At 66.6% G+C, this 26,483-nt stretch carries 26 protein-coding genes and 1 pseudogene; 14 read left to right on the plus strand and 13 right to left on the minus strand.

Features of this window, described 5'->3' with window-relative positions; translation table 11 throughout:
* Positions 1 to 116 precede the first annotated feature (116 nt).
* The 6 genes from D477_RS01795 to D477_RS01820 all read left to right on the plus strand — a co-directional run bounded on the left by D477_RS01795 (position 117) and on the right by D477_RS01820 (position 4,839).
* Entirely contained in the window at positions 117 to 746 is a 630-nt protein-coding gene (locus D477_RS01795; RefSeq protein WP_005266683.1) for a superoxide dismutase, read from the plus strand.
* Between the two features lie 198 nt (positions 747 to 944).
* Positions 945 to 1,955, plus strand: a complete 1,011-nt coding sequence (gap, locus tag D477_RS01800) for a type I glyceraldehyde-3-phosphate dehydrogenase (RefSeq protein ID WP_005266684.1) — start codon at positions 945 to 947, stop codon at positions 1,953 to 1,955.
* A 23-nt stretch (positions 1,956 to 1,978) separates the two neighbouring features.
* Entirely contained in the window at positions 1,979 to 3,217 is a 1,239-nt protein-coding gene (locus D477_RS01805; protein ID WP_005266693.1) for a phosphoglycerate kinase, read from the plus strand.
* An 84-nt stretch (positions 3,218 to 3,301) separates the two neighbouring features.
* Entirely contained in the window at positions 3,302 to 4,117 is an 816-nt protein-coding gene (gene tpiA, locus D477_RS01810) for a triose-phosphate isomerase (protein ID WP_005266696.1), read from the plus strand.
* Positions 4,118 to 4,130: 13 nt separating this feature from the next.
* Positions 4,131 to 4,382 (plus strand): preprotein translocase subunit SecG, encoded by a 252-nt coding sequence (gene secG / locus D477_RS01815; protein ID WP_005266698.1) that lies wholly within the window; start codon positions 4,131 to 4,133, stop codon positions 4,380 to 4,382.
* 88 nt (positions 4,383 to 4,470) lie between these two features.
* Positions 4,471 to 4,839, plus strand: a complete 369-nt coding sequence (locus tag D477_RS01820; RefSeq protein WP_043845248.1) for an RNA polymerase-binding protein RbpA — start codon at positions 4,471 to 4,473, stop codon at positions 4,837 to 4,839.
* Here the strand turns inward: D477_RS01820 and pgl are convergent.
* Genes pgl through tkt form a run of 6 tightly spaced genes read right to left on the minus strand, consistent with a single transcriptional unit; the run spans position 4,836 to position 12,959 of the window.
* Positions 4,836 to 5,633, minus strand: a complete 798-nt coding sequence (pgl, locus tag D477_RS01825; RefSeq protein WP_005266704.1) for a 6-phosphogluconolactonase — start codon at positions 5,631 to 5,633, stop codon at positions 4,836 to 4,838. The genes D477_RS01820 and pgl overlap by 4 nt on opposite strands.
* Positions 5,623 to 6,564, minus strand: coding sequence for a glucose-6-phosphate dehydrogenase assembly protein OpcA (locus D477_RS01830; protein WP_005266705.1), 942 nt, complete (start codon positions 6,562 to 6,564; stop codon positions 5,623 to 5,625). The genes pgl and D477_RS01830 overlap by 11 nt, the downstream gene beginning before the upstream one ends.
* Positions 6,561 to 8,102, minus strand: a complete 1,542-nt coding sequence (gene zwf, locus D477_RS01835) for a glucose-6-phosphate dehydrogenase (RefSeq protein WP_005266706.1) — start codon at positions 8,100 to 8,102, stop codon at positions 6,561 to 6,563. Before zwf ends, D477_RS01830 begins: the two co-directional genes overlap by 4 nt.
* The gene (locus D477_RS01840) at positions 8,102 to 9,724 is read right to left on the minus strand and encodes a glucose-6-phosphate isomerase (RefSeq protein ID WP_005266707.1); all 1,623 of its coding nucleotides are present in this window, start codon (positions 9,722 to 9,724) and stop codon (positions 8,102 to 8,104) included. Before D477_RS01840 ends, zwf begins: the two co-directional genes overlap by 1 nt.
* Positions 9,725 to 9,727: 3 nt before the next feature.
* Positions 9,728 to 10,843 (minus strand): transaldolase, encoded by a 1,116-nt coding sequence (tal, locus tag D477_RS01845; RefSeq protein ID WP_005266708.1) that lies wholly within the window; start codon positions 10,841 to 10,843, stop codon positions 9,728 to 9,730.
* A 10-nt stretch (positions 10,844 to 10,853) separates the two neighbouring features.
* Positions 10,854 to 12,959 (minus strand): transketolase, encoded by a 2,106-nt coding sequence (tkt, locus tag D477_RS01850; protein ID WP_005266709.1) that lies wholly within the window; start codon positions 12,957 to 12,959, stop codon positions 10,854 to 10,856.
* A 289-nt stretch (positions 12,960 to 13,248) separates the two neighbouring features.
* Here tkt and D477_RS01855 point away from each other — a divergent pair, with 289 nt between their 5' ends.
* Complete coding sequence (locus D477_RS01855; RefSeq protein WP_005266710.1) at positions 13,249 to 14,214, plus strand: heme o synthase; 966 nt, start codon at positions 13,249 to 13,251, stop codon at positions 14,212 to 14,214.
* A 546-nt stretch (positions 14,215 to 14,760) separates the two neighbouring features.
* On the opposite strand, the gene D477_RS01860 is transcribed toward D477_RS01855, so the two are convergent.
* From D477_RS01860 to D477_RS01870, 3 genes are read right to left on the minus strand one after another with little or no spacing between them, the layout of a single operon-like run.
* Positions 14,761 to 15,720, minus strand: coding sequence for a COX15/CtaA family protein (locus D477_RS01860; RefSeq protein ID WP_005266711.1), 960 nt, complete (start codon positions 15,718 to 15,720; stop codon positions 14,761 to 14,763).
* A gap of 4 nt (positions 15,721 to 15,724) precedes the next feature.
* Positions 15,725 to 16,468: an ABC transporter permease gene (locus tag D477_RS01865; protein ID WP_005266713.1), complete on the minus strand. Its 744-nt coding sequence runs from the start codon at positions 16,466 to 16,468 to the stop codon at positions 15,725 to 15,727.
* Positions 16,465 to 17,364 carry an ABC transporter ATP-binding protein gene (locus tag D477_RS01870; protein WP_005266716.1) on the minus strand — a complete coding sequence of 300 codons (900 nt, stop codon included), beginning with the start codon at positions 17,362 to 17,364 and terminating at the stop codon, positions 16,465 to 16,467. The genes D477_RS01865 and D477_RS01870 overlap by 4 nt, the downstream gene beginning before the upstream one ends.
* A gap of 194 nt (positions 17,365 to 17,558) precedes the next feature.
* Between D477_RS01870 and D477_RS01875 the strand changes: the two genes are divergently transcribed.
* From D477_RS01875 to D477_RS01905, 7 genes and pseudogenes are all read left to right on the plus strand, one after another.
* On the plus strand, positions 17,559 to 18,329 hold the full coding sequence (locus D477_RS01875) for a helix-turn-helix transcriptional regulator (protein ID WP_150109947.1): 771 nt from the start codon (positions 17,559 to 17,561) through the stop codon (positions 18,327 to 18,329).
* Entirely contained in the window at positions 18,329 to 19,813 is a 1,485-nt protein-coding gene (gene sufB / locus D477_RS01880) for a Fe-S cluster assembly protein SufB (protein ID WP_005266719.1), read from the plus strand. The genes D477_RS01875 and sufB overlap by 1 nt, the downstream gene beginning before the upstream one ends.
* A pseudogene (sufD, locus tag D477_RS01885) lies at positions 19,813 to 21,095 on the plus strand (Fe-S cluster assembly protein SufD). The gene sufB and the pseudogene sufD overlap by 1 nt, the downstream one beginning before the upstream one ends.
* Positions 21,095 to 21,454, plus strand: coding sequence for a non-heme iron oxygenase ferredoxin subunit (locus tag D477_RS01890; protein ID WP_005266720.1), 360 nt, complete (start codon positions 21,095 to 21,097; stop codon positions 21,452 to 21,454). The pseudogene sufD and the gene D477_RS01890 overlap by 1 nt, the downstream one beginning before the upstream one ends.
* A gap of 70 nt (positions 21,455 to 21,524) precedes the next feature.
* A complete protein-coding gene (gene sufC, locus D477_RS01895; protein WP_005266722.1) occupies positions 21,525 to 22,286 on the plus strand; it encodes a Fe-S cluster assembly ATPase SufC in 762 nt (253 codons plus the stop codon).
* Positions 22,287 to 22,288: 2 nt separating this feature from the next.
* On the plus strand, positions 22,289 to 22,618 hold the full coding sequence (locus tag D477_RS01900) for a metal-sulfur cluster assembly factor (protein ID WP_005266723.1): 330 nt from the start codon (positions 22,289 to 22,291) through the stop codon (positions 22,616 to 22,618).
* Positions 22,619 to 22,728: 110 nt separating this feature from the next.
* Entirely contained in the window at positions 22,729 to 23,463 is a 735-nt protein-coding gene (locus tag D477_RS01905) for a Pr6Pr family membrane protein (RefSeq protein ID WP_150109948.1), read from the plus strand.
* Here the strand turns inward: D477_RS01905 and ypfJ are convergent.
* Genes ypfJ through D477_RS01925 form a run of 4 tightly spaced genes read right to left on the minus strand, consistent with a single transcriptional unit; the run spans position 23,432 to position 26,359 of the window.
* Positions 23,432 to 24,334, minus strand: coding sequence for a KPN_02809 family neutral zinc metallopeptidase (gene ypfJ / locus D477_RS01910; protein ID WP_005266726.1), 903 nt, complete (start codon positions 24,332 to 24,334; stop codon positions 23,432 to 23,434). The genes D477_RS01905 and ypfJ overlap by 32 nt on opposite strands.
* Positions 24,335 to 24,368: 34 nt before the next feature.
* Positions 24,369 to 24,995, minus strand: a complete 627-nt coding sequence (locus tag D477_RS01915; protein ID WP_005266729.1) for an energy-coupling factor transporter transmembrane component T family protein — start codon at positions 24,993 to 24,995, stop codon at positions 24,369 to 24,371.
* On the minus strand, positions 24,996 to 25,700 hold the full coding sequence (locus tag D477_RS01920) for an energy-coupling factor ABC transporter ATP-binding protein (RefSeq protein WP_005266732.1): 705 nt from the start codon (positions 25,698 to 25,700) through the stop codon (positions 24,996 to 24,998). It abuts the gene before it with no gap.
* A gap of 2 nt (positions 25,701 to 25,702) precedes the next feature.
* Positions 25,703 to 26,359 (minus strand): biotin transporter BioY, encoded by a 657-nt coding sequence (locus D477_RS01925; RefSeq protein WP_005266734.1) that lies wholly within the window; start codon positions 26,357 to 26,359, stop codon positions 25,703 to 25,705.
* Positions 26,360 to 26,483 lie beyond the last annotated feature (124 nt).

Below are 26,483 nucleotides of genomic sequence, written 5' to 3' on the forward strand. Positions count from 1 at the left end.
GCGCCCGGACTGTGCCCAGTGGGCCAGGGATAAGTTTCCGGGTACGACCGCTGCCCGGATGATCAATCCGATCAAGGGCCGTCTCCGGGCGGCCGCCACAGTTACGGAGGATATTCGTGAGCAAGTACGAACTGCCCGAACTCAACTACGACTATGCAGCGCTGGAGCCGCACATCTCGGCCCGCATCATGGAGCTGCACCACAGCAAGCACCATGCCGCCTACGTCACCGGCGCCAACACGGCACTGGAGAAGATGGAAGAAGCCCGGGCCGGCGGTGACGCAGCGGCTGCCGCGAAGCTGTCCAAGGACCTGCAGTTCAACCTCGGCGGCCACATCAACCACTCGGTCTTCTGGAACAACCTGTCTCCGGAAGGCGGCGACAAGCCGACCGGTGAGCTGGCGTCCGCCATCGACGAGTTCTTCGGCTCCTTCGACAACTTCCGCGGCCACTTCACCGGTGCTGCGACCACCATCCAGGGCTCGGGCTGGGCCGTCCTGGCCTACGAGCCTATCGGCGGCAACCTGGTCATCGAGCAGATGTACGACCAGCAGAACGGCGTGCCGGTCGCGACCACTCCGCTGCTGATGCTGGACATGTGGGAGCACGCGTTCTACCTGGATTACCAGAACGTCAAGGCCGACTACGTCAAGGCCTTCTGGAACATCGTTAACTGGGCCGACGTCGCTGCCCGCTTCGATTCCGCCCGCGCCGGCGCCAGCAAGCTGGTCGTCCCCGGCAAGTAGCATTTCCGCCGCGGCCGGGCCGGCCGCGGGCAGGACGGATCCGGAAGGCATGCCGCCGCATGCGGGATGCCTTCCGGATTCCCCGCAACACAGACACAATGAGGTGAGGAAGCAGCACATCGGCCGGACCATACGGCCGCCCGGCCGCAACCGACGTGCACCAGCAGGAACCGGCGCCCAACTGAAGGGGATGGAACTGTGGCAACTCGAGTAGGCATCAACGGATTCGGACGTATCGGACGCAACTTCTTCCGCGCGGCACTGGCCCAGGGGGCCGACTTCGAAATAGCCGCCGTGAACGACCTGACCGACGCAAAAACCCTCGCCCACCTGCTGAAGTACGACAGCGTCATGGGACGGATGTCGGAAAGCGTGGAACTCAAGGACGATGGCCTGCTGGTAGCCGGCAAGGCGGTGAAAGTCCTTGCGGAAAAGGACCCGGCGAAGCTGCCCTGGAAGGACCTCGAGGTCGACATCGTCATCGAATCCACGGGTTTCTTCCGTAAGGCCGCCGAAGCGAAAAAGCATATCGACGCCGGTGCCTCCAAAGTCCTCATCTCCGCGCCCGGATCGGACGCAGACCTGACCGTGGTCATGGGCGTCAACGACCGCAGTTACGACCCGCAGGCCCACCACATCATTTCCAATGCATCCTGCACGACGAACTGCCTCGCGCCGCTGGCCATGGTGCTGAACGAGAACTTCGGCATCGAACGCGGCCTGATGACCACCATCCACGCCTACACCGCAGACCAGAACCTCCAGGACGGTCCGCACCGCGACCTTCGGCGGGCCCGTGCTGCCGCGATTAATGTGGTGCCCACGTCCACGGGTGCCGCCAAGGCCATCGGGCTGGTACTGCCGGAGCTGCAGGGCAAGCTGGATGGCTTTGCGATCCGGGTTCCGGTGCCGACCGGCTCGGCCACCGACCTGACTGCACAGGTGTCCCGCGAAGTCAGCGCCGACGAGGTCAACGCCGCCTTCAAACTGGCCGCCTCCGACGAGCGGCTCGCCGGCATTCTCACCTACTCGGAGGATCCGCTTGTTTCGTCCGATATCGTCACAGACCCGGCATCTTCGATCTTCGACTCCGGACTGACTAAGGTTATTGGTAACCAGGTGAAAGTTGTTGCGTGGTACGACAACGAGTGGGGGTATTCCAACCGCCTGGTGGATCTGGCCGAACTGGTCGCATCCAAGATGAGCTGACCGACGCACTGCTAAGGGTAGGTATGACTGCACGCGCTCTTGATGAACTGCTGGCTGAAGGCGTCCGCGGACGCACCGTCCTGGTCCGCTCGGACCTGAACGTGCCGCTGGAGGGTGAGGAATCCTCGCTGTCAGTCGCCGATGACGGACGCATCCGGGCCTCGCTCCCGGTTTTGGAGAAGCTGGCCTCAGCCGGAGCGCGGGTCATCGTCATGGCCCACCTGGGACGGCCGAAAGGCGAGCCGCAGGAAAAGTACTCGCTGCGCCCCGCCGTCGTGCGTTTGAAGGAACTGGCCCCCTTTACCGTCCGGTTTGCCGAAGACACTGTCGGCGAGAGCGCAAAGCAGCTGGCTCAGGAGTTGCAGGACGGGGAGGCGCTGGTGCTGCAGAACCTGCGCTTCGATGCCCGCGAGACCAGCAAGGCCGACAGCGAGCGGCAGGAGTTCGCGGCAGAGCTGGCGGCCCTGACGGGCAGCAACGGCGCCTACGTCGATGATGCCTTCGGCGCGGTCCACCGCAAGCACGCCAGCGTCTTCGATATCGCGGAAAGGCTGCCGGCCTACCAGGGCGACCTCGTCCGCACCGAAGTCGAAGTGCTCAACCGGCTGACGGAGGCGCCGCAGCGCCCCTATGTGGTGGTGCTCGGCGGGTCGAAGGTCTCGGACAAGCTCGCCGTGATCGAAAACCTGCTGCGCCGTGCCGACGCCATCCTCGTCGGCGGCGGCATGGTCTTCACCTTCCTCGCTGCCCAAGGCCACAAGGTCGCCTCCAGCCTGCTCGAGGAAGACCAGCTCGACACCGTCCGCGGCTATCTCGCGAAGGCCAAGGAGAACGGCTGCGACTTCATCCTGCCCACCGACATCGTCGTGGCCGAGAAGTTCGCCGCCGACGCCGCGCACGAGGTTGTGCCCGCCCACGACATTGAATCCTCCAGCTTCGGCGATGCCGGCATCGGACTGGATATCGGCCCGGACTCCGCCGAGGCCTTCGCCCAGCGCATCCATTCGGCCAACACGGTGTTCTGGAACGGCCCGATGGGCGTGTTCGAGTTCCCTGCCTTCGCCAACGGTACGCGTGCGGTCGCGAAAGCGCTGACCGGCAGCGATGGCTTCACCGTGGTGGGCGGCGGCGACTCTGCCGCAGCCGTGCGCACGCTGGGATTCGACGACAACGCCTTCGGCCACATCTCGACCGGCGGCGGCGCGAGCCTGGAATACCTGGAAGGCAAGTCGCTGCCCGGCCTGACCGCGCTCGACCGCTAGGCCCCTGCGGACCACCACGCACCAAGCAATCCGTCCTGCCTGCGCGCCGCAGGCAGGACGGCCCCAAAACGACTGGAGACTTCAGTGACCACCTCGACGAACGGCAAGTACGACCGCACGCCGCTGATCGCCGGCAACTGGAAGATGAACATGGACCACGTCCAGTCCATCACCTTGCTGCAGAAGCTCGCCTGGACCCTCAGCGACGCCCGGCATGACTTCAAGCGGGTCGAAGTGGCGGTCTTCCCGCCCTTCACGGACCTGCGCAGCGTCCAGACGCTGGTCCGCGGCGACGACCTCGAGATCTCCTACGGTGCCCAGGACCTGTCCGAGTTCGATTCCGGCGCCTACACCGGCGACATCTCCGGCCAGTTCCTGGCCCGGCTGGGCTGCGCTTACGTGCTCGTAGGACACTCCGAACGCCGGACGATCCACGGCGAGTCCGATGAGACCCTCAATGCCAAGGTCAAGGCCGCCTACCGGCATTCCCTCACCCCGGTGCTGTGCGTCGGGGAGGGCCTGGCGGTGCGGCAGGCCGGGAACCACGTGGCCCACACCCTGGAGCAGGTCCGCGCCGATCTGGCCGGACTGCCGGCCGAGGACGCGGCCAGCCTCGTCATCGCCTACGAGCCGGTCTGGGCCATCGGGACCGGAGAGGTCGCAGGCCCCGCCGATGCGCAGGAGATGTGCGCAGCGATCCGTGCCGAAATAGCCAGCCTCTATGACGACACGGTGGCCTCCGGCGTGCGGCTGCTGTACGGCGGATCGGTCAAGGCCGGCAATGCAGCGGCGATTCTGAAGGAGCGCGACGTCGACGGCGTGCTGGTGGGCGGCGCGAGTCTCGACGTGGCCGAGTTTGCTAACATTGTCAGGTTCGAGCACCATCTGGTGACGGACTAACGGGAAGGCGATTGTGGACGCTCTGAAGATCACGCTGCAAATCCTGCTGGGGATCACCAGCCTGCTCCTGACCCTGCTGATCCTGCTGCACAAGGGACGCGGCGGCGGCATGTCGGACATGTTCGGCGGCGGAATGACCTCCTCCTTGGGATCCTCGGGTGTAGCCGAGCGCAACCTGAACAGGTTCACCGTGGTCTTGGGCCTCGTCTGGGGCGTTGTCATCGTCGCCCTCGGACTGATCATGCGCTTTAGCGCCGAAGCATAAAGAATTCTTAGCCACGTTCATCCCGGCCCGGCCGTAGACTTGAGCCAGACACCGCAGTACGACACCGTGCGACCCGGAGATGGACATCATGGATTCTTCCAACGGGCTCAGAGCTGTGCGCGCCGGATCGGCCACCGGCGCAGGCCTTGCAGGATGGCAAGCTGATACCGGCCGAACCGTAGAACTGGTGCGGAAAATCCCGGTCACGTACTGGTGCCCGCAAGGGCACGAAACGACGCCGGTTTTCGCAGAACTGGCCGAGGCGGAGATCCCGAAGACCTGGGACTGTCCTCGGTGCGGGCGCACTGCCTGCCGGGAGCGTGGCGCGAAGGCGGACCGGCCCGGGGAAGAGCCGTTCAAGAGCCACCTGGAGTACGCGAAGGAACGCCGTACGCCCCAGGAGGCTGAACGTGTGCTCCAGGACGCGCTGGAGCGCCTGCGGCGGAACCGGGGCTAGAAGGTTTCGCCCGCCGCCCGGAGGGCATCGGGCAGCTGGCCTGCCGCAGCCTGGTCAAGCAGCCACAGCGTTTCATGCCGGCCGCGGGCACCCGCTGCGGGAACCTGAACTTCTGTCGCACCGGCCAAGGCGAGCCCGGCGGCACAGGCCTTGTCCTCGCCGGCCACCACAAACCAGATCTCCTCGGCCGAATTGATCACCGGCAAGGTCAGGCTGACACGCTGCGGCGGGGGCTTGGGGGAGTCCTCGACTCCGACGGCGGCCAGCTGCTGCTCGCGGATGCCGGCCATATCAGGGAAGAGCGAGGCGATATGGCCGTCGGGGCCCATGCCCAGCAGCAGCACGTCGAAACGCGGAACCGCGAGGTTGCCGCCGCCGTCGTTCGTTTCCCCGGCCGCCGCCCGACGAAGCTCACTGGCGTACGCCTCCGCAGCTGCCTGCGGGCTCTCGAAATCGTCGGTGGAGCCGAACGGATGCACTCGCGCTTCATCGACATCAAGCAGATCGAGCAGTGCCTTCCGGGCCTGCAGCTCATTGCGGTCCGGGCTGTCCTTGGCGACGAAACGCTCGTCCCCCCACCAGAAATCCACCCGCTTCCAGTCCACGTCGGAGCGGGACGGGTCCGCAGCGACCGCCCGCAGCATGTTGATGCCGAGCGTTCCGCCGGTCAGCACCACAGAGGCAGTGCCGTGCTGCTTCTGCGCAATGTCCAGGCGCCCGATCAGGCGTCGGGCCGCGGCAGCTGTCAGGACATCGGCGTCGGGGTGAATATGGACGACAGGTTCAGCGGTCACTGCGGCGTACACTCCTTAGGTTGGTGCGGGGCAATCCCTCGGTAATCACTTCGCCGAACACCTCGTCCGGGTCCAGCCGGCGCAGCTCTTCGGCCAGGCACTCTTCCACGCTGCGCCGGGGCAGGGTAATCCGCTGCACCGGTTGTCCGGGCTGGATCAGTTCGGCCACGCTGAGTCCGGGCCGCAGGATGCGGATGTCCCCGGCGACCCGGCTGAGCCTGACACCGCGGATCCCGGTGCCGGCCGCATCCTCCACGATGGTCACCGGCGCGTCCAGGGCCAGGGTCAACCAGGCCGCCAGCAAAACCGTGCTGGGGGAGTCGGAGGCGCCCTCGACGGCGACCGAGGTGACCGGCGAGTATTCGACCTGGTCCAGCACGGCCGCCAACTGGATCCGCCAGTTGGTCAGCCGTGTCCAGGCCAGGTCCGTGTCCCCGGCCGCATAGGTGCGGCGGAGCTGGTCCAAGGCGGTCTTCGGGTCCGGCTCGTGCGCCGAGTCCGTGATCCGGCGGTGGGCGATCCGGCCGATCGACGTCGCTGCGGCATTTTCAGGCATGCCATGCGGCCACCACGCGACAATCGGTGCGTCCGGCAGCAGCAGCGCGGAAACGAGGGAGTCGCTTTCGCCGGCGAGTTCTCCGTAGCCGTAAAGCACCACGACTTCGGAGGCGCCGGCATCCCCGCCGACCCTGATCTGGGCGTCCAGTTTGGTCGGTTCCTCCGCACCGGCGTCCACCAGCACGAGGATCCGGCAGGGATGCTCGCGGCTGGCAGTGTTCGCGGCGTGGATGGCGACTTCCTCGTTGCCGGCCGTGGTCAGCACCACCAGGGTCAGCACCCGGCCCAGGGCGACCACGCCGCCCTGTTCGCGCATGGAAACGATCTCCTTGGAGACCTTGGAAGTTGTGGTGTCCAGCAAATCGACTATCAAGGCCTTCTCCAGGAACGTCCGTCGCGGGCCAGCAGGGCATCGGCAGAGGGCGGACCCCAGCTGCCGGGGGCATAGGGCTCGGGCTTGTCGCCGCTGCGCGTCCAGTACTCCTCGAACGGATCGAGGATCTTCCAGGACAGCTCCACCTCTTCATGCCGCGGGAACAGCGGTGGCTCGCCCAGCAGGACATCCAGGATCAGCCGTTCGTAGGCCTCGGGGCTGGACTCGGTGAAGGCATGGCCGTAGCCGAAGTCCATGGTCACGTCCCGCACTTCCATCTGCGTGCCCGGCACCTTGGAGCCGAACCGGATGGTTGCGCCTTCGTCCGGCTGGACCCGGATGACCACGGCATTCTGGCCAAAGTCTTCATCATTGTGGTCGCGGAACAGCAGGTTGGGTGCGCGTTTAAGGACGACGGCGATTTCGGTCACCCGCCTGCCGAGGCGTTTGCCGGCGCGTAGGTAGAAGGGCACCCCCGCCCAGCGGCGGGTATGGATATCGAGCCGGAGCGCGGCATAGGTTTCCGTGGTGGATTCGGGGTTAAAGCCCTCTTCTTCCAGGTAGCCCTTGACCTTCTCGCCGCCCTGCCAGCCGCCGGTGTACTGTCCTCGGGCGGAGTGCGTGGACAGATCCTCCGGAAGCCGGACCGCCGCCAGCACCTTCTCCTTCTCCGTGCGCAGGTCCTCGGCGTTGAAGGAGATCGGCTCTTCCATGGCGGTGAGGGCCAGCAGTTGCAGCAGGTGGTTCTGGATGACATCGCGGGCCGCGCCCACGCCGTCGTAATAGCCCGCGCGGCCGCCGATTCCAATGTCCTCGGCCATCGTGATCTGGACGTGGTCCACATAGTTGGCGTTCCACAGCGGCTCGAACATCTGGTTGGCGAAGCGCAGCGCCAGGATGTTCTGCACCGTTTCCTTGCCCAGGTAGTGGTCGATCCGGAAAACCGAATCCGTGGGAAAGACCGACTCCACGATATTGTTCAGCTCGCGCGCCGAGTGGAGGTCGTGGCCGAAGGGTTTCTCGATCACCACCCGGCGCCAGGAGCCGTCCTCGCCCTGTGCCAACCCGTGTGCGGAAAGCTGCTCGCAGACCTGCTCGAAGTCCTTGGGCGGAATCGACAAATAGAACGCGTGGTTTCCCTGCGTCCCGCGGGTCTGGTCGAGTTCGCCCACGGTTTCCTTCAGCCGTGCGAAGGCCGCGTCGTCGCCGAACTCGCCCTGGACGAAGCGGATGCCGGCGCTGAGCTGGTCCCAGACGTCCTGATGGAAGGGCGTCCGGGCGTATTGTTCGACGGCGGACCGCACCTGGGCGGCGAAGTCCTCATCGCTCCAGGCACGGCGCCCGAAGCCGACGAGCGCGAAGCTCGGCGGCAGCAGGCCGCGATTGGCGAGATCGTAGACCGCGGGCATGAGCTTCTTGCGCGCGAGGTCTCCGGTCACTCCGAAGAGCACGAGCGAGGAAGGCCCGGCGATCCGGTTGAGCCGCCGGTCGCGGGGATCGCGCAGGGGGTTCCGGCGCGGGCTAGCGGAATCGACCATTACAGCTTTCCGTCGGAGAGAGCCGCCACGGCCTGGACCAACTGCGCCGCACCGGCTTGGCGGTCGCGCAGGTGCAGGCGCAGCACCGGCCGGCCGTGTTCGGCGAGGACCTGCGCGTCACCGGCGGCCTGGGCCGAAATCAGCTCGCCGAAAGTGAACGGCCGGTCCGGGATGGCCAGATCCTCGACTGCAGCACCGGTGATCTGCAGATACACGCCGACCGTGGGACCGCCCTTGTGGAACTGTCCGGTCGAATGCAGGAAGCGCGGTCCCCAACCGAACGTCACCGGCCGCTGTGCCGCTTCGGCCAGCCGGGGACGCAGCTGCTCCAGTTCGGCCTGGCCAAAGCGGTCCAGGTAGGCCTGTACGCTCAAGTAGCCATCGCGGCCCAGCGTGCCGAGCAGCGCGCGGATGGCCCCCTCGACGGTATCCGCCGTGCCGAGCCACTCACCGTTGGCCCGGATTTCGACGGCTTGGTCCACGGCCTGCGGTGCGGGCGTCTCCGGGCGCGCGTCCAGCAGTCCCCGCGCGGCGCTCTTGGCCGCCTCCACATCCGGCTGGTCGAACGGGTTGATGCCCAGCAGTCGCCCGGCGACCGCCGTCGCAGCTTCCCACAGCAGCAACTGGCTGCCCAAGGTGCCGGACACCGCAACCTGGTTGCCGTCAAGCTCAAGTTCGGCCTCCGCTGAAACCAAACGCACAATGAGCACGTCCGGAGCATCGAAGGAGGCCTCCGGTGCATCTTCGCCGACGACGACGGGCAGGACTCCGGTGCCGAGCTTTCCGGTCGATTCGGCGATGAGCTGTTCGGCCCAGTCGGCGAACCCAACGATGCCCGAGCCTTCGTCCATAATGACGATCTTGTCGCGCAGCGGATCGGTCCCGCCCAGGACTGCGCCGAGTGCCAGGGCGATGTTGTCCGGGTCGTCGTCGGACAGGATCTCGGCTGCTTCCTCGGCATCGTCCAGCAGTGCCTCGATGTCCACACCGGCCAGACCGGACGGGACCAGACCGAACGCTGTCAGGGCCGAGTACCGCCCGCCGACATTGGGATCGGCGTTGAAGACCGCGCGGTAGCCTGCCTCCCGGGCACTGCTGTCCATGGGCGACCCCGGGTCCGTCACTACGATGATCCGGGCCGCGGCATCCAGGCCGGCCTCCGTGAAGGCCTGCTCGAACACCCGCCGCTGGGAGTCCGTTTCCACCGTCGAACCGGACTTGGACGACACGACAAGTACGGTTTCGTCCAGCCGCTCTGCCAATGCGGTGCGCACCTGCTGCGGGTCGGTGCTGTCGAGCACCGTCAGCTCCACGCCGGCGGTGTTGCTGATGACTTCGGGAGCCAGGGACGATCCCCCCATGCCGGCCAGCACAACGCGGTTGACGCCCTCCGCCCGGAGTTCGTCCCGTAGCTTCAGGATCTGGGGCACCAGCGGCCGGGAAACTGTTGCAGCCTCGACCCAGCCCAGCCGGATGCCCGCCTCCTGCTCGGCGTCAGGACCCCAGAGGGTGTAGTCCTTCGCTGCAATCCGTGATGCGACCTTGTCTTCGACCAAGGCGGGTACGTGCTGTTCAATGGCTTCCCGGGCGGCACCGGAGGCCTGGATCGACAATGCACCCACCGGCTACTCCTGTCCCGCCTGGTCCAGTGCCGTGCGGACGGTCTGGCGCAGCTCGGACCAGCTGGCCACAAACTTGTCCAGGCCTTCTTCCTCGAGCAAGTCGACGACCTCCTTGTAGGAAATGCCCTGCGCGTCGACGGCGTCGAGCACCGCGTTCGCGTCGTCGTACGTTCCGGCGATGGTATTGCCCCGGATTTCGCCGTGATCGACGACGGCGTCCAGCGTCTTGTCCGGCATCGTGTTGACGACATCGGCGGCCACCAGCTCGGTCACATACATGGTGTCCGGGTAGGCCGGATTCTTGACGCCGGTCGATGCCCAGAGCGGACGCTGCGGGCGCGCGCCGGCCTCTGCGAGCAGCTGCCAGCGTTCGCTGCTGAAGAGTTCCTCGTAGATCTGGTAGGCCAGCCGGGCGTTGGCGATGCCGGCCTTTCCACGCAGCGCCATGGCCTCATCGCTGCCGTTGGCCTCAAGACGCTTGTCGATCTCGGTATCCACTCGGGAGACGAAGAACGAGGCAACCGAATGGATGTGCGCCAGTTTGTGGCCGTTTTCCTTGGCCTGCTCCATGCCGAGCATGAAGGCATTAATCACTTCGCGATACCGCTCGAGCGAGAAGATCAGCGTGACATTGACGCTGATGCCGGCGGCAAGTGTCGCGGTGATGGCTTCCAGCCCCTCGACCGTCGCGGGGATCTTGATGAACACGTTGCTGCGGTTGACCTTGGCATGGAGCTTGCGCGCCTCGTCGATGGTTCCCACGGTGTCCCTGGCGAGCCGGGGATCCACTTCGATGGATACCCTGCCGTTCACTCCGCCCGTGTATTTGGCCAGCGGGGCAAAAATATCGCACGCTTCGGACACATCGTCGGTCGTGATCGCGAAGACAGCCGCGTCCACGTCCGCGCCTTCTTCGGCCAGTTCCTCGACCTGTGAGGAGTAGGATTCGCCGTTTTTCAGGGCTGCCGCGAAGATGGAGGGGTTCGTCGTCACGCCGACGACATTCTTCTCCGCGATCAACTGCTTCAACTCGCCGGAAATGATCAGTTCGCGGGAGAGGTCGTCGAGCCAGATCGAAACTCCGGCGTCGGACAAGGCCTGGGTGTTCTTATTGGACATGCTGGACTCCTTAGGAAGTTGCCTGGGCGATGGAATCACGTGCGGCCGCTACGACGGCTTCTGCGGTAATCCCGAACTCACGGAACAGCGTCTTGTAGTCGGCTGAGGCACCGAAGTGCTCCAGGCTGACGCAGCGGCCGGAATCGCCGACCAGCCGGTGCCAGCTCTGGGCCACCCCGGCTTCGACCGAGACACGGGCGCGGACAGTGGCGGGCAGAACCGATTCGCGGTACTGCTCATCCTGCCGGTCGAACCACTCGAGGCACGGCACCGAAACGACGCGCGCCGCGATTCCCTCCGCCTGCAGCGTCTCGCGGGCTTCAACTGCCAGCTGGACCTCGGAACCGGTCGCGAGCAGGATGACCTGCGGCTCGACTTCCGCGCCGTCCTGCTCGGCCTCGGCCAGCACATACGCGCCCCGGGCGACGTTGCCGGCGTCGGCAAACCCGCCTTCGCCCCGCTCGAACACCGGCAGGTTCTGCCGCGTCAGGACAATGCCCGCCGGCCGCTCGTGGTTTTCCAGGATGACCTTCCAGGCCTGGGCTACCTCGTTCGCATCCGCGGGACGCACGACGTCCAGGTTCGGGATGGCGCGGAGGCTCGCAAGCTGTTCGACAGGCTGGTGCGTCGGGCCGTCTTCGCCCAGGCCGATCGAATCGTGGGTCCAGACGTAGATGGAGGGGACGCCCATCAGTGCACCGAGGCGGATCGCGGGACGCTGGTAGTCGCTGAAGATGAGGAAGGTGCCGGAGAACGCCCGCGTCTTGGAGCTGAGGACAATGCCGTTGACAATGGAGGCCGCCGCATGTTCGCGGATGCCGAAGTGGAGCACGCGCCCATAGGGGTTGCCCGACCACATGTCGGTCTGCCGGGATTCCGGCACGAACGACGGCGAGCCTTCAATGGTGGTGTTGTTCGATTCGGCGAGGTCGGCGGAGCCGCCCCACAGTTCCGGGAGCACCGGTCCGATGGCGTTGAGCACCCTGCCGGAGGCTGCACGGGTCGAAACATCCTTGCCGGCCTCGAACTCCGGCAGCGAGTCCTCCCAGCCCTGCGGGAGTTCGTATTTCTCGACGCGGTCCAGCAGCGCGGCTGCCTCCGGGTTCGCGCTGCGCCACTTGGCAAAGGCGTTCTCCCAGTCGGCCCGGGCTTCCTTGCCCCGGGCAGCGACCTGGCGGGCGTGCTCCAGCACGTCGTTGTCGATGTGGAAACGCTGCTCCGGGTCGAAGCCCAGGACCTCCTTGACGCCGGCGACCTCGTCGGCGCCGAGAGCGGAACCGTGGATCTTGCCGGTGTTCTGCTTCTTCGGCGCGGGCCAGCCGATGATGGTCCGCAGCGAGATAATCGACGGGCGCGAGGTCTCCGCCTGGGCAGCCTTGAGCGCGTTGAACAGCTCTTCGACGTCCTCTTTGTATTCCCCGGTGCGCGTCCAGTCCACCCGCTGGGTGTGCCAGCCGTAGGCGTCGTAGCGCTTCAGGACATCCTCGGTGAACGAGATGTCCGTATCGTCCTCGATCGAGATGTGGTTCTCGTCGTAGAGGACCACGAGATTCCCAAGTTCCTGGTGTCCGGCCAGCGACGATGCCTCGGCCGTGACGCCTTCCTGCAGGTCGCCGTCGGAGGCGATGACCCAGATGGTGTGGTCGAACGGGCTTTGGCCGGCTTCGGCATCGGCATCGTAGAGGCCACGGGTGCGGCGCTGCGCGTAGGCAAATCCGACGGCGGAGGCCAGTCCCTGCCCCAAGGGTCCAGTGGTGATTTCGACGCCGGCGGTGTGGCCGTATTCGGGATGTCCGGGAGTGAGCGATCCCCAGGTGCGCAGCCGGCGCAGATCCTCGATCTCCAGTCCATAGCCGGACAGGAACAGCTGGATGTACAGGGTCAGCGAGGTATGGCCGGGGGAGAGGATGAAGCGGTCGCGGCCGATCCACGTCGGATCCGACGGGTCGTGGCGCATCAGTTTCTGGAAGATCAAATAGGCAGCGGGCGCCAGGCTCATGGCGGTTCCCGGGTGGCCGTTGCCGACCTTCTCCACCGCGTCCGCAGCCAGGACACGCACGGTGTCCACCGCGCGCTGGTCCAGGTCTGTCCAGGACAGTTCTTCCGAATGTGGCACTGTGAAAGTCCCTCTCTAGTCGTTCGCGCGGACAGGCGTGCATCGGCCCCGAAGCTGCCTCACGGCAGGCCCAACTCCCACCTTAGCGCCTAGCACCCTCCTGCAAGCAGGAAGTCGCCGGTCAACCGGAAATGGCAAGGTCACATTGCCGGGGAGATTTCTACAGGTCATAGAGGATATGATGGTGATGCACTTTGGATCCGTGTGCCGCCGTGCACCCGGGTCCGGCGATTGGCCCGCCGCGGGCCGTCCTTATCCAGATTTCCCAGCAGAACTGTGTGGTTTTTCCTTGAAGATCCTTAGCGCTCCGGAACAGGTAGCTGACGCTCCCGTCAAGACCGGCTTCGGACGTAAGGCCAAGGCCTACTTTGCACTCACAAAACCGCGCGTCATGGAACTGCTGCTGGTAACCACTCTGCCCACAATGATCTTCGCCGCCGGCGGCTTCCCCGATATCTGGCTGATTGCAGCGACGATGGTCGGCGGGGCCATGGCGGCAGGCTCTGCCGGCTCGTTCAATTGCTACATCGACCGGGACATGGACAAGCTCATGCAGCGGACCGAGAACCGGCCGCTGGTCACCGGCGAAGTCACGCCCCGGGAGGCGCTGGTCTTCTCCTGGGTCCTGGGCGTCCTCTCCATCCTCGTCCTCTGGTTCGGCGCCAACCCGCTGGCGGGAATGCTCGGCGTCGGAGCCATTTTCTTCTACGTCGTCATCTACACGCTGATCCTGAAGCGGCGGACCGCCCAGAACATCGTGTGGGGCGGAGCGGCAGGCTGCTTCCCGGTCCTGATCGCCTGGGCAGCAGTCACGGGTTCGGTGGAGTGGCCGGCCATCATCCTGTTCATGGTGATCTTCCTGTGGACGCCGCCGCACTACTGGCCGCTGTCGATGAAGTACAGCGACGACTACAACGCCGCCAACGTACCCATGCTCGGGGCGATCGCAAGCGCACGGCAGGTGTCCGTCCAGGTAGTGCTTTACGCCTGGGCCACCCTGGCCTGCTCCCTGCTGCTCGCCCCCGTTGGCGGAGCCGGCTGGGTCTACACCATCGCAGCCCTGGCCGGCGGCAGCTGGTTCGTCTACGAATCGCACCGGCTCTACAACCTCGCCAAGCTCGGCACGGAGCCGCCCGCGGCGACCAACAAGAGCGCCATGCGCGTCTTCCACGGCTCCATCAGCTACCTGACCGTACTTTTCCTGGCCCTCGCCGTGGACCCCTTCGTCGGCGGACCGGTCTTCGCCCAACTCTGACACAGGCCCGTGCTGCCACTGGCAGAACGGACACGCCGGCGGACGTCGACACGCAGCCCCGCGGCTCTTGGGTCCCCTCGGTTCCGGGAGCCCTTCCTTTTGCTGCCAGCTCCTTAGGCAAAGGCAGCCCGTCTGGCCGCCACCCCGAATCTGTTGGCCCGTAGTGGCTGGATTGAAGGGGAATTCCACCGCCAAAGCAGCCACTAGAGGCCAATCGTTCTCGGGGCGTGCCGGCTGCGATCCTCGATGCTCTCGAGCGCCGGCAAGCAGTGCCCACGAATGCCTGCAGTGCCCTCGCCGCGCCCAGCTTCGGGCCAAAGTCGAGACGCGGCCGGAGGCAGGAGAGCCGCTCCAGCCTGGCGGTGCCAAGGGGGCGGCTTTCGGGGCCCAACGCCGGTTTCCCTGTCCAATGGGAGGGCTGACGTAGTGTCAGCTGGCTGCCTATTGCCGGGCGGGCTGCCGTAGTGTCTGGTGGCTGCCGGGAGGGCTGCTGTAGTGTCGGCCGGCCGCGTTGTGCCGGCCGGCTGCCTAATGTCGCGCAGCCGCCTAGTGCCGGACGGCGGCGGGCTGCCGGGTTACGCCAACGTAGACGACGTGGGCACAGGCGGCCGCGAGCAGCGACGCCCCGAGCATGTGCAGGCCCACGAGCAGGATGGGCAGCCCGGTGAAATGCTGCCAGTAACCGATAACGGCCTGCAGGACAATGACGACGGCGAAGATCACCAGCGGGCGGCGCAGCGGCTTGAAGCGGGTGTTGCGGTATGCCATGACCAGCAGGACCACGGCGGTCGCCACGAGGAGGTAGACCGGCAGCACGTGCACGCGCGTGATCAGGTCCGGGTTCAGGTTGTTGCGGGGCGCCATGGCGTCTCCGGCGTGCGGCCCGGAGCCGGTCACTATGACGCCGAGGACGATCGACAGTCCGCTCAACACGGCGAGGGCCCACAGCAGTTGCCGAACGGTCGCCGTCGTAAATCTTTGCACCACGCTGGCGGCGCGCTCGTTGTCCAGCCAGGCCCGGTGCACCAGCACAGTGGCCACGGTGACCATTGCCATGGAGACCACGAAATGGCAGCCGACCACCCACGGGTTCAGCTGCGTCCAGACGGTGATGCCGCCGATTACGGCCTGGGCGGGAATGCCAGCGAGCAGGGCCACGGAGAGCCGGAAGAGGTCCTTGCGCTGGGTGGCCATGCGCCAGACCGAGACGACCATTGCGAAGGCAATGGCTGCCAGCAGGAACGTCAGCAGCCGGTTGCCGAACTCGATGGCACCGTTGATACCCATTTCGGGCGTGGCGACCAGCGATTCCGGTGTGCATTTGGGCCAGGTCGGGCAACCCAGGCCGGAGGAGGTCAGCCGCACGGCCCCGCCGGTGACCACGATCAGGATCTCGGAGGCGAGCGAGGCCACGGCGAGGGAGCGGACGGCCTTGTTCGGGGCCAGCGGCAGGCGCTGCAGCAGTCCGTCGCTCCCACGTCGCTGGGCGTGCGGTGTTCCGGTCATAGTTTCAGCTCCATTTAAACCAGCGGATGGCTGCCAGGCTGGCCACGATGGTCCAGGCCAGCAGCACGATAGAGGCAGTGAGGTTGAACTCGGCGTGCATGAGGGCGCTGCGCAGGGCATCGCCGAGCGCGGTGGAGGGCAGCAGCTGGGCAGCCGGTTCATAGACATCGGGCCAGCTGGCGGTGGGGAAAAGGATGCCGCCGGCGGCCGCCAGCAGGACCCAGAGCAGGTTGGTGATAGCCAGCGTGGCTTCCGGCCGTACGGTGCCGGCGATCAGCAGGCCCAACGAGGTGAAGGCGCCGGCGCCGAGGATGAGCTGGACCAGGGCCGGCAGGATGCCCGCGATCTCGGGCTGCCAGCCGAGCAGCAGTGCGGCGGTGCTGATCACGACGGTCTGGATGGCGAGCACGGACAACACCGCGATGACCTTGCCCAGGATCAGTCCGTTCTGGCCCAGCGGCGTAGTCGAGAGAAAGCGCAGCACGCCGTACCGGCGGTCGAAGCCGGTGGCAATGCCCTGGCCGGTGAGCGCCGTCGAGACCGTGCACAGGGCGAGCACGCCGGGCGCCGCCAGATCGATCCGGCTGCCGGTGAATTCGTCCAGCAGGGGAGTGATGACCAGGCCGACCAGCGCCATCAGCGGCAGGATCACGGCGATGAGCAGCTGCTCGCCATTGCGGAGCATCGCCATCGTCTCGTAGCGGCCCTGCAGCAGGACACGCCGCAGCAGCGGGGCGGGCGCGTTCACCGCAGCTCCTTTCCGGAAATATCGAGGAAGACGTCCTCGAGCGACCGCGGTGCCATGTGGATGGCGGCGGGCATGACGTTCTGCGCGGCCCAGAATCCGGCCAGCTGCGCCAGGTGGCCCGGGGTCAGGGCGCCGGCCACGGTGTAGCGGCCCGGCACGGCCTCATGCACCTCGAGCGGCAGTGCCCGCAGGGCGGCCAGGTCCAATCCCGGGCGGGCGTCGAAGGTGAGCAAGCGTTCGACGCCGGCGCTTTCGTCCGTGGCTTTCGTCAGTTCCGCTACGGTGCCGTGGGCAACGGTCTTGCCGGCGTCGATAATGAAGACATAGTCCGCGAGGCGCTGCGCATCGTCCATCAGGTGCGTGGTGAGGATGATGCCCAGGCCCTCGGCGCGCAGTTCCTGGATCAGTTCGAACACCACGGCGCGGGACTGCGGATCGAGGCCGGCGCTGGGCTCGTCGAGGAACACCACTTCCGGATCGCCGACCAAGGCAGCGGCCAGGGCGACGCGCTGCTTCTGGCCGCCGGAGAGCCTGCGGATGGGAGTGTTGGCAAAGTTGCCGATGCCGAGCCGGTCGACCAGGTCGTCGACGCTGCGCGGCCGCTGGTACATGCCGGCGACGTGGCGCAGCAGCGGCACCGGGCGGATGGCCTGCGGCAGGCCGCCTTCCTGGAGCATGACACCGACGCGGCTGCGCAGCCCTGCTCCGGCCTCGTAGGGATCCTGGCCCAGCAGGCGGACGCTCCCGCCGTTGGGACGCGTAAGTCCTTGGGCGCACTCCAGCGTAGTTGTCTTGCCGGCTCCGTTGGCGCCGAGCAGCGCGGTCACTTGGCCGGGGTAGGCGCGCAGGTGCACACCATCGATCACGCGGACCATTTTGCCGTCCAGCGCCGCCACCGGCCCGAGATCTTTAACGAGCCCCTGGATATCGAGGCAGGGATCGGAATGTGGCACCAGAACATTCTACGCGACGTAGAGCCGCGAAGGCGGACCCGGAAGGGCTGTCTGGGAACCTGACGCCGGCCCGGAGGCTAAGGACTGCCTTACTGGAGGCCCGGAATGGAATACGTCATGCTTGTGTTGTGTATTCCATGACCAAGACTCCCTCTTTGCGCGCCCAAGGCGCGGAAACCGAGGAGCGTACGCGGGACCGCGTCCTGCATGCAGTGCTGGAGCACGGTCCGGTCAGCGCCGCTGAACTGGGCGAGATCCTGGGCTTTACGCCCGCGGCAGTGCGCCGGCATCTGGACGCTCTTTCGCGCAGCAGCCTGATCGAAATCAAGCTGGTTGCCAATTCCGCCTCCGGAGCAGGACGTCCCGCCCGGCGTTATGTCCTGAGCCGGCAGGGCCAGTCCAAGCTGGGGGACGACTACCTCGTCATCGCCCGCGACGCGCTGAACGCGCTCTCGGCCGCCGCCGGCGAAGAGGCGGTTTCCGCCTTTGCCCGCCAGCGCTACGCGGACATGGAGAAGCGCTACCGGCCGGTGGTGGAGGCCGCCGGACCGGACATCGAAGCCAGGGCCGAAGCCCTGGCGAAGGCTTTGAGCGAAGACGGGTTCGTGGCATCGACCACCATCGTCGGCACTAAGTCCCCGCACAGCACTATGCTGGCTGTGCAGCTATGCCAGGGGCACTGCCCAGTGCAGCAGCTCGCCGCCGACTTCCCTGTTTTCTGCGACAGCGAAACCGAAGTTTTTGCCCGACTGCTCGGAGTGGACGTGCGCCGCCTGTCCACCCTCTCGAGCGGGGGCCATGTGTGTACGACCCACGTTCCGGTGGGTCGAACAAGGTCTGCGGTCCGGGAACCCGGGCCGGCTTCAGGCACCAGAAGAGTATCCATCAATCTGCAGGAGAGGCCGTAATGACGGACCAAGTGGATCAGGGCGTGAAGGGCGCTGTCGGCAGCACCGACGTGCCCGACACAACCATTTCCGAAATCCTTGAGAAGAACCCCGAGCTGCACGGCATCGGCAACTATGAGTATGGCTGGGCCGACAAGAATGACGCGGGCGCCAACGCACGCCGCGGACTGAATGAAGAGGTTGTCCGCGACATTTCGGCCAAGAAGAACGAGCCGGAATGGATGCTGGACCTCCGGCTCAAGGGCCTGAAGTACTTCGACCGGAAGCCGATGCCCACCTGGGGCGCCGACCTGTCCGGCATCGACTTCGACAACATCAAGTACTTCGTCCGCTCCACCGAGAAGCAGGCCGGCAGCTGGGAAGACCTCCCCGAGGACATCCGCAACACCTACGAAAAGCTGGGCATCCCCGAAGCCGAGCGCAACCGCCTGGTCGCCGGCGTCGCTGCCCAGTACGAGTCGGAGGTTGTCTACCACCAGATCCGCGAGGACCTGGAAGCCCAGGGCGTCATCTTCCTGGACACCGACACCGGCCTGAAGGAGCACCCGGAGATCTTCCAGGAGTACTTCGGCTCGGTCATCCCGGTCGGCGACAACAAGTTCGCCTCGCTCAACACGGCCGTATGGTCGGGCGGTTCCTTCGTGTACGTGCCCAAGGGCGTCCACGTCGAAATCCCGCTGCAGGCCTACTTCCGCATCAACACCGAGAACATGGGCCAGTTCGAGCGGACGCTGATCATTGCGGACGAGGATTCCTACGTCCACTACATCGAAGGCTGCACCGCGCCGATCTACACCTCGGACTCGCTGCACTCGGCCGTCGTCGAAATCGTGGTGAAGAAGGGCGCCCGCGTCCGCTACACCACCATCCAGAACTGGTCCAACAACGTGTACAACCTGGTCACCAAGCGTGCGGTTGCGCATGAAGGCGCCACCATGGAGTGGATCGACGGCAACATCGGTTCCAAGGTCACCATGAAGTACCCGGCCGTGTACCTCACGGGCGAGCACGCGAAGGGCGAGACCCTCTCGATCGCGTTCGCCGGCGAGGGCCAGCACCAGGACACCGGCTCCAAGATGGTGCACATCGCCCCGAACACCTCGAGCGCCATCGTGGCCAAGTCGGTGGCCCGCGGCGGCGGCCGCTCCGCCTACCGCGGCCTCGTACAGGTGCGCGAGGGTGCGAAGAACACCAAGAACAGCGTGGTCTGCGATGCGCTGCTGGTGGACACCATTTCGCGCTCGGACACCTACCCCTACATCGACGTCCGTGAAGACGACGTGACCATGGGCCATGAGGCGACGGTTTCCCGCGTCAGCGAGGAGCAGCTGTTCTACCTCATGTCCCGCGGACTGCCCGAGGACGAAGCCATGGCCATGATCGTGCGAGGGTTCGTCGAGCCGATCGCCCGCGAGCTGCCCATGGAGTACGCCCTTGAGCTCAACCGCCTGATCGAACTGCAGATGGAAGGATCCGTAGGTTAATGACTGAGATCACTGAGAAGGCACGCATCGGTGCTCCGGCCATCGACGGATTCTCCGAAGAAGGCGAGAACCTCTCCCCGGAGAACACGGCGCAGGGTCCGCTGGCGGGCGCCAGCACCAAGGGCCACAGCCACGGCGGCGGAGTCGGCGTTCCGGACAGCTCCCGCGCCGGCCGTCTGACCTCCTACAAGCTGGCGGATTTCCCGCAGCTCACCGGCCGCGAAGAGGACTGGCGGTTCACCCCGCTCAAGCGCCTGCGCGGCCTGCACACCGACGGGCTGTCCGGGGCCGCACCTGCCGTCGCCATCACCGGTCCGGAGGGCAGCCAGGCTCCCGCCGCAGTGAAGGTGGAAACCGTCGGCCGCGACGATGCGCGGATCGGCAGCGCCGGCATTCCCGAAGACCGGGTGTCCGCGGCGGCCTGGGAGGCCTTCACGGAAGCCACCGTGGTGACCATTCCCGCCGAGACCGCGCTGGAAACCGGCGTAGTCGTCGCGATCGAAGGAAACTCCGGCGAAGCCGCCGCCCAGCACCTCGTGATTGTGGCCGAGCAGTTCTCCAAGGCCGTCGTCGTGCTTGACCACAAGGGCAGCGCCACCTTCTCCCAGAACGTCGAAATCGACGTGCGCGACGGCGCCGAACTCACCGTGGTTTCCGTGCAGGAGTGGAACGACGACGCGGTGCACGCTTCCTCCCAGCAGGCGAAGGTGGGCCGCGACGCGAAGTTCAAGCACGTCGTCGTTAGCCTCGGCGGAGACCTGGTCCGGGTCACCCCGTCCACCCGCTTCACCGCCACCGGCGCCGAAGTGGAAATGTACGGCCTGTACTTCGCGGACGCCGGCCAGCACCTGGAGCATCGGCTCTTCGTTGACCATGCCGTGCCCAACTGCAAGTCCCGCGTCCTCTACAAGGGCGCCTGCAGGGCGAGGCAGCGCACACGGTCTGGGTCGGCGACGTGCTGATCCGCAAGGAGGCCGAAGGCACCGACAGCTACGAGGCCAACCGCAACCTGGTCCTGACCGACGGCGCCCGCGCCGATTCAGTGCCCAACCTCGAGATCGAGACGGGCCTGATCGAGGGTGCCGGCCACGCCAGCACCACCGGCCGGTTCGACGACGAGCACCTGTTCTACCTGATGGCCCGCGGCATCCCCGAGGACGTCGCGCGCCGCCTGGTGGTCCGCGGCTTCCTCAACGAGATCCTCCAGCAGATCCGGGTGCCGGAACTGGAGGAGCGCCTGACCGAGGCCCTCGAGCGCGAACTGGCGGCAGGAAACATCTGATGCCGGAAACACCGCGGGGACAGCTCGTCTGCAAGGCCTCCGACGTGCAGGTCAAGCAGGCGCTGCGCATTCTCATCGACGATTATCCGGTGGCCGTGGTGCGTGATTCCGACGGGGAACTGCACGCGCTGGGGGACACCTGCTCGCACGAGGACTACTCATTGTCCGAAGGCGACGTCGAAGACTGCACGATCGAATGCTGGGGCCACGGTTCCCAGTTCGACCTGCGCAGCGGTGCGCCCCTCAGCCTGCCGGCCTATGACCCGGTCCCGGTGTTTGCCCTGACCGTCGACGGCGACGACGTCTACGTGGACGTCACGACGGTCACCAACGGAGCCCCCGCTCCGACCTCGAACTAAAGAACTTCACCAACTTCACGAAAGCGGCCGCCTGGCGACGCAAGCGGCCGCAAAGGAGAAAGCAGAGAATATGTCGACTCTGGAAATCAAGGACCTGCACGTCAGCATCGAGACTGACCAGGGCAAGAAGGAAATCCTCAAGGGCGTTTCCCTGACGATCAAGACCGGCGAAATCCACGCCATCATGGGTCCGAACGGCTCGGGCAAGTCCACCCTGGCCTCCACCATCGCCGGCCACCCGCGCTACACCGTGGACTCCGGCTCCATCACCCTGGACGGCGAGGACGTCCTGGAGATGAGCGTGGACGAGCGTGCCCGCGCCGGCCTGTTCCTGGCGATGCAGTACCCGGTCGAGGTCCCCGGCGTGACCATGACCAACTTCCTGCGCACCGCCAAGACCGCGCTCGACGGCGAAGCGCCCAAGCTGCGCACCTGGACCAAGGACGTCAAGGAAGCCATGAGCCAGCTGCGCATCGACGCCGACTTCGCCCAGCGCAACGTCAACGAAGGCTTCTCCGGCGGCGAGAAGAAGCGGGTGGAAATCCTCCAGCTCGAGCTCTTCAAGCCCAAGTTCGCCATCATGGACGAAACCGACTCCGGCCTCGACGTCGACGCGCTCAAGGTCGTGTCGGAGGGCCACAACCGGGTGCACGCTGCCGGCGAAATGGGCACCCTGCTGATCACCCACTACACGCGCATCCTGCGCTACATCAAGCCCGACTTCGTGCATGTGTTCGTTGACGGAACCATCGCTGAGGAAGGCGGCCCCGAACTGGCCGACCGCCTCGAAGAAGAGGGCTACGACCGCTACCTGGTACCTGCAAAGGCCTGATCATGTCCGAGACCAACGCTGCACAGACGTCCCTCGAGGATGTCGAAGAAGCCCTGAAGGACGTCATCGACCCGGAACTCGGGGTCAACGTCGTCGACCTGGGCCTGCTGTACGGGCTCAAGTACGCCGAGGACGGTGCGCTGCTGATCGACATGACGCTAACGACCGCCGCCTGCCCGCTGACCGACGTCATCGAGGAGCAGACCGGCAAGGCGCTGGAAGGCATTGTGGACGAATATCGGCTGAATTGGGTCTGGATGCCGCCGTGGGGTCCGGAGAAGATCACCGACGACGGACGCGACCAGATGCGCGCACTGGGCTTCAACATCTAGCCCAGGCATCGCTTCCCGGGCTGCCGGTTCCCGCACAGGGGGCCGGCAGCCCGCTGCTTTAAGCGCCTTTCCCGTCCGCCGCCGTCGTAAATGCCGCTAGCATCGTGTCCATGGCGGAACCTACTCCTGCTGCCCGGACCGCAGGCCGATACAACGAGACGGCTGTGGCAGGCATCTTCCACGGCATCACGGCCCTGGCGGCGGTCCTCGGCATCGTCCTGCAGATCATGGCGACCAGCGAATCTCCTGCCCAGGCGGCAGCGCCCGCGCATGCGTGGGCCAACTTCTTCGGCTCCGCAGGCCTGCAGCTGAATGCGCTGGTTTTCGTCATGGCACTCAGCCTGCTCATGGAGCCGGCCCGCTCCGGTGGCCCTGCCTGGCGGGCCCTGCGCGTCATCACGCTGGCCGGATCGCTGCTGCTGCTCCTGCTGCAGTTCACGCCCTTCCGGGGCATTCCGGACTTTGCCGCGCTGACCTCCACGGCGGTGTTCGCGGACCGGCTGCTCCACTATGCGGTGCCCATCCTGGTGATCACCAGCTGGCTGCTCTTCGGACCGCGGCCGCGGATCACGCCGCTGCGCGTCCTGTGGTCGCTGGTCTATCCGGCTGCCTGGCTCCTGGGCTCCCTGGTGCGCGGGGCTGCAACGGGCTGGTATCCGTATCCGCTGCTCGATGTCGGCCTTGCGGGCATCGGCCCGGTGCTGGTCAACTGCCTGCTGGTGCTGCTCCTCTGGCTCGGCACCGCCTTCGTCTTCCTCGCCCTGGACCTGGTGATGGGCCGCGAGCCGGACGGCTACCTGCCGGCTACGGGGACTAGCTGGGCGAGCCAAGGTCCGGTGCGTTGAAAGTGTCGCAGCGGGAGGGATCGCCGATTTCGTAGCCGTGTGCGAACCAAGCTTGCCGCTGCTCGCTGGAGCCGTGGGTCCAGGTGTGCGGGTTGACCTGGCCGGCGCTGGCCTCCTGGATGCGGTCATCCCCGACGGCGGAGGCTGCCGAGAGCGCGTCGCTGAGGTCCTCGCGGGTCAGCGGCTGCATAAAGGGCTCGCCTGTGGCGGGATCGATCTGTTCGGTGGCGTTGCCGGCCCAGACGCCGGCATAGCAGTCCGCCTGAAGCTCCACGCGGACGGCACCGGAACCGGCGCCCTGCGGATCCTGCTGCGAGTACTGCAAGGCCCCGGTCAGGTTCTGGATGTGGTGGCCGAACTCGTGCGCGATCACGTACTCCTCGGCCAGCGGCCCTTCGGCGGCGCCCAACTGGTCCGTGAGCTGGTCGAAGAAGCCGACGTCGAAGTACGCAGTGGAATCGACCGGACAGTAGAACGGTCCGACCGCGCTGGTGGCGCTGCCGCAGCCGGTGCTGACCCGGCCGTCGAACAGGACCGCTTCCGGCGGCGGATACTGCATGTTGTAGCGGGGGAGTGCTTCACCCCAATAGCGGTTCAGGCTGTTGACCGTGGCCACCACCCGGCAGTCCCGGCGGGCATTGGCGTCGGCGCCGGTTTCGCACTCCTGCGCCAGTTCCTGCCCGTTCGCAACCTGGCCCGCCGGGGCGGCGGCGCCGCCGGTGAGGTTCTGCAGGAGCTCGGGAGGGACGCCGAGCAGGCTGGCAATGAGCAGGATCAGTCCGCCGCCGCCGATGGCGATCTTACCGCCCATTCCGCCGCGCCGGTCTGAAACCTGGGAGGTGTCCAGCCGGGAACCTTGGTTGAAGCTCATGGGCCAACAATAGCGCCGGGGCCGGACCTGCGGGTCAGTCCGCTGCCTTTTCGCCGAGGCCGCGGGCGGCCAAGGCGTCACCCGTCTGCCGGGCGTAGGCGACCGCGCCGATCAGGACCGGCTGCACGACGGCACGCGGCGAAGCGCCGAGCCCGCGGGCCCGTGCGGCGTCCCGCACATCATGCAAGGAGCCGAGCAGGAACGGGATGCTCCGCAGCATCAGCCCGATGGTCAGGGCAAAGCGTTCCGGGTCCGCACCGAAGCGGCGCAGCGGGGTTACCGCCGCGACCAGGCCGTCCAGCAGGCGCTGCACTTCGGTGGTGGCGGTCAGCAGGTTGGCGGCGTAGATGCAGGCGAGCAGACCGGCTACCACTCCGGCGGCACCGGCGGCCGAGTCCGCCCACCACCGGTATGCCAGCACCACGAGCAGGAAGAGCCACATGCTTCGGATCGGCTGCAGGAGCCGCACTGCGGGCAGGCGTGCCGCCAAGTGGATAACGACGACGGCGGCCAGCACCAGTGCGCGGGGCAGGAGGCCGGGGAGGGCCAGGACCACGACACCTGTGCCCGCCAGCAGGAGGAACTTCAGCAGCAGCGGGGTCCGGTGCAGCCAGCTGCTGCCGGCCACGTAGGCACTGATGAGATGGGCGTGGCCGCGCATTCAGCTGCTCCCCGCGACGTGAGCGGCCAGCTCACGATAGAAGGAGACGGCAGCCGCCGGTTCGCCGTCGTACACCACCTGCCCGTTGTCCACCACCAGCGTCCGGACGCTGTCCTGGGCGAGGTCCAGGTCATGCGTCGCGGTGATCAGCTGCTGCGGCAGGGACGCGAGCCGGCGGCGCAGCAGCATGGTGTTGCGCAGGTCCAGCAGCGTGGATGGTTCGTCGAGGACCAGCACCGAGGGATTGACGGCGAGCACGCTGGCGAGGGCCGCCAGCTGCCGTTCCCCGCCGGAAAGCTGGTAGATGCTCTGCCCGGCCAGCGGCTCGAGCCCGAAATCCCTCAGCAGGTCCAAGGCGGCGCTGCGGCGTTCGGTGCGGTTGCGGTACTGGCGGCGCAGGGAGAGCTCAACGTCCTCCAGCGGGGTCGGCATCACCAGCTGGGACAGCGGGTCGGTGAAGACGAACGCCACGCGGCGGCGCACCGCGGCGCCCTGGGCCGTCGTGTCCAGGCCGTCGACATCGACGGTTCCCGTGTCCGGCAGGGCCAGGCCGTTGATGAGCTTCAGCAGCGTCGATTTGCCGGAACCGTTGGCTCCGATCACGCTGATCCGGTCCTCGGACAGGGCGAGGTCGGGTACCGTCAGGATGGGCCTGGTGCCCGCCTCGGTTTCACCCGCCACCTGGACGTTCCGGAACCGGATCACGCTCAGCGCCTCCGGCGCCGCAGCAGGTCGGGGAAGGCCTTGTGCAGGCTCAACGCGACCGCGGCGGCGACGGCGTTCTTGACCAGGTCGCCCGGGATGAAGGGCAGGTCGGCGACCAGCGCGGCCGGCAGGGCCAACTGGCCGTTGAGCATCATGCCGGCCACCCCCAGGGCGTGGGTCAGGAGGGTGCCCGCCGTCGCGGCCAGGAACAGCCACACTGTGGTCAGCGTTCCGACCTTGGCGCTGCGGCGCAGGACCAGGCCGGCGAGCACACCGATCAGCCCAGCGGTGAAGGGGAACGACAGCAGGTAGCCGGCCGAGCCGGCGGCCAGGACGCCGAGGCCGCCCTGGAAACCGGCGAAGATCGGCAGCCCGACCAGGCCAAGCAGGACATAGAGGCCGACGGCAGCCAGAGCCCGCGCCCCGCCGAGGACCAGCCCCGCCAGCGCGACGATCATGGTCTGCAGCGTGATCGGGACCCCCAGGACGTTGCCGGCAGGAATCGGCGGGACGGCCACGGAGGCGGCCGTCAGGGCGGCGAAGACGGCGATCAGGGCAAGGTCCGTGCCGTTCCAGGACCGGCGCCGCCTGGCGCCCGTTGCGGGAGCCGCGGCCGAGGCTGCCGAGGTGGAGCTGCGGATGTCTTCCGAAGCGGGCATGGAGGCTCTCCTTCTGTCATGGCGGCACAAAGCGCCCAACAATTCAAACAGACAATAGCGGCTGGCTGCGCACTGGCCGTTGTAGGTTTCCGACTAAGACAGGCCGGCCCGTAGAATGGATGGG

This window comes from Arthrobacter crystallopoietes BAB-32, assembly GCF_000328305.2.
Lineage (GTDB): Bacteria > Actinomycetota > Actinomycetes > Actinomycetales > Micrococcaceae > Crystallibacter > Crystallibacter crystallopoietes_A.

Excerpts from the sequence above, each read along its gene's own strand:
- D477_RS01925 (WP_005266734.1), bottom strand. The coding sequence starts at position 26,359 with ATGCCCGCTTCGGAAGACATCCGCAGCTCCACCTCGGCAGCCTCGGCC.
- D477_RS01915 (WP_005266729.1), bottom strand. The coding sequence starts at position 24,995 with ATGCGCGGCCACGCCCATCTCATCAGTGCCTACGTGGCCGGCAGCAGC.
- tal (WP_005266708.1), bottom strand. The coding sequence starts at position 10,843 with ATGTCCAATAAGAACACCCAGGCCTTGTCCGACGCCGGAGTTTCGATC.
- D477_RS01905 (WP_150109948.1), top strand. The coding sequence starts at position 22,729 with ATGGCGGAACCTACTCCTGCTGCCCGGACCGCAGGCCGATACAACGAG.
- sufC (WP_005266722.1), top strand. The coding sequence starts at position 21,525 with ATGTCGACTCTGGAAATCAAGGACCTGCACGTCAGCATCGAGACTGAC.
- D477_RS01820 (WP_043845248.1), top strand. The coding sequence starts at position 4,471 with ATGGATTCTTCCAACGGGCTCAGAGCTGTGCGCGCCGGATCGGCCACC.
- D477_RS01900 (WP_005266723.1), top strand. The coding sequence starts at position 22,289 with ATGTCCGAGACCAACGCTGCACAGACGTCCCTCGAGGATGTCGAAGAA.
- zwf (WP_005266706.1), bottom strand. The coding sequence starts at position 8,102 with ATGGTCGATTCCGCTAGCCCGCGCCGGAACCCCCTGCGCGATCCCCGC.
- D477_RS01890 (WP_005266720.1), top strand. The coding sequence starts at position 21,095 with ATGCCGGAAACACCGCGGGGACAGCTCGTCTGCAAGGCCTCCGACGTG.
- D477_RS01875 (WP_150109947.1), top strand. The coding sequence starts at position 17,559 with ATGACCAAGACTCCCTCTTTGCGCGCCCAAGGCGCGGAAACCGAGGAG.
- D477_RS01805 (WP_005266693.1), top strand. The coding sequence starts at position 1,979 with ATGACTGCACGCGCTCTTGATGAACTGCTGGCTGAAGGCGTCCGCGGA.
- D477_RS01860 (WP_005266711.1), bottom strand. The coding sequence starts at position 15,720 with ATGACCGGAACACCGCACGCCCAGCGACGTGGGAGCGACGGACTGCTG.
- sufB (WP_005266719.1), top strand. The coding sequence starts at position 18,329 with ATGACGGACCAAGTGGATCAGGGCGTGAAGGGCGCTGTCGGCAGCACC.
- ypfJ (WP_005266726.1), bottom strand. The coding sequence starts at position 24,334 with ATGAGCTTCAACCAAGGTTCCCGGCTGGACACCTCCCAGGTTTCAGAC.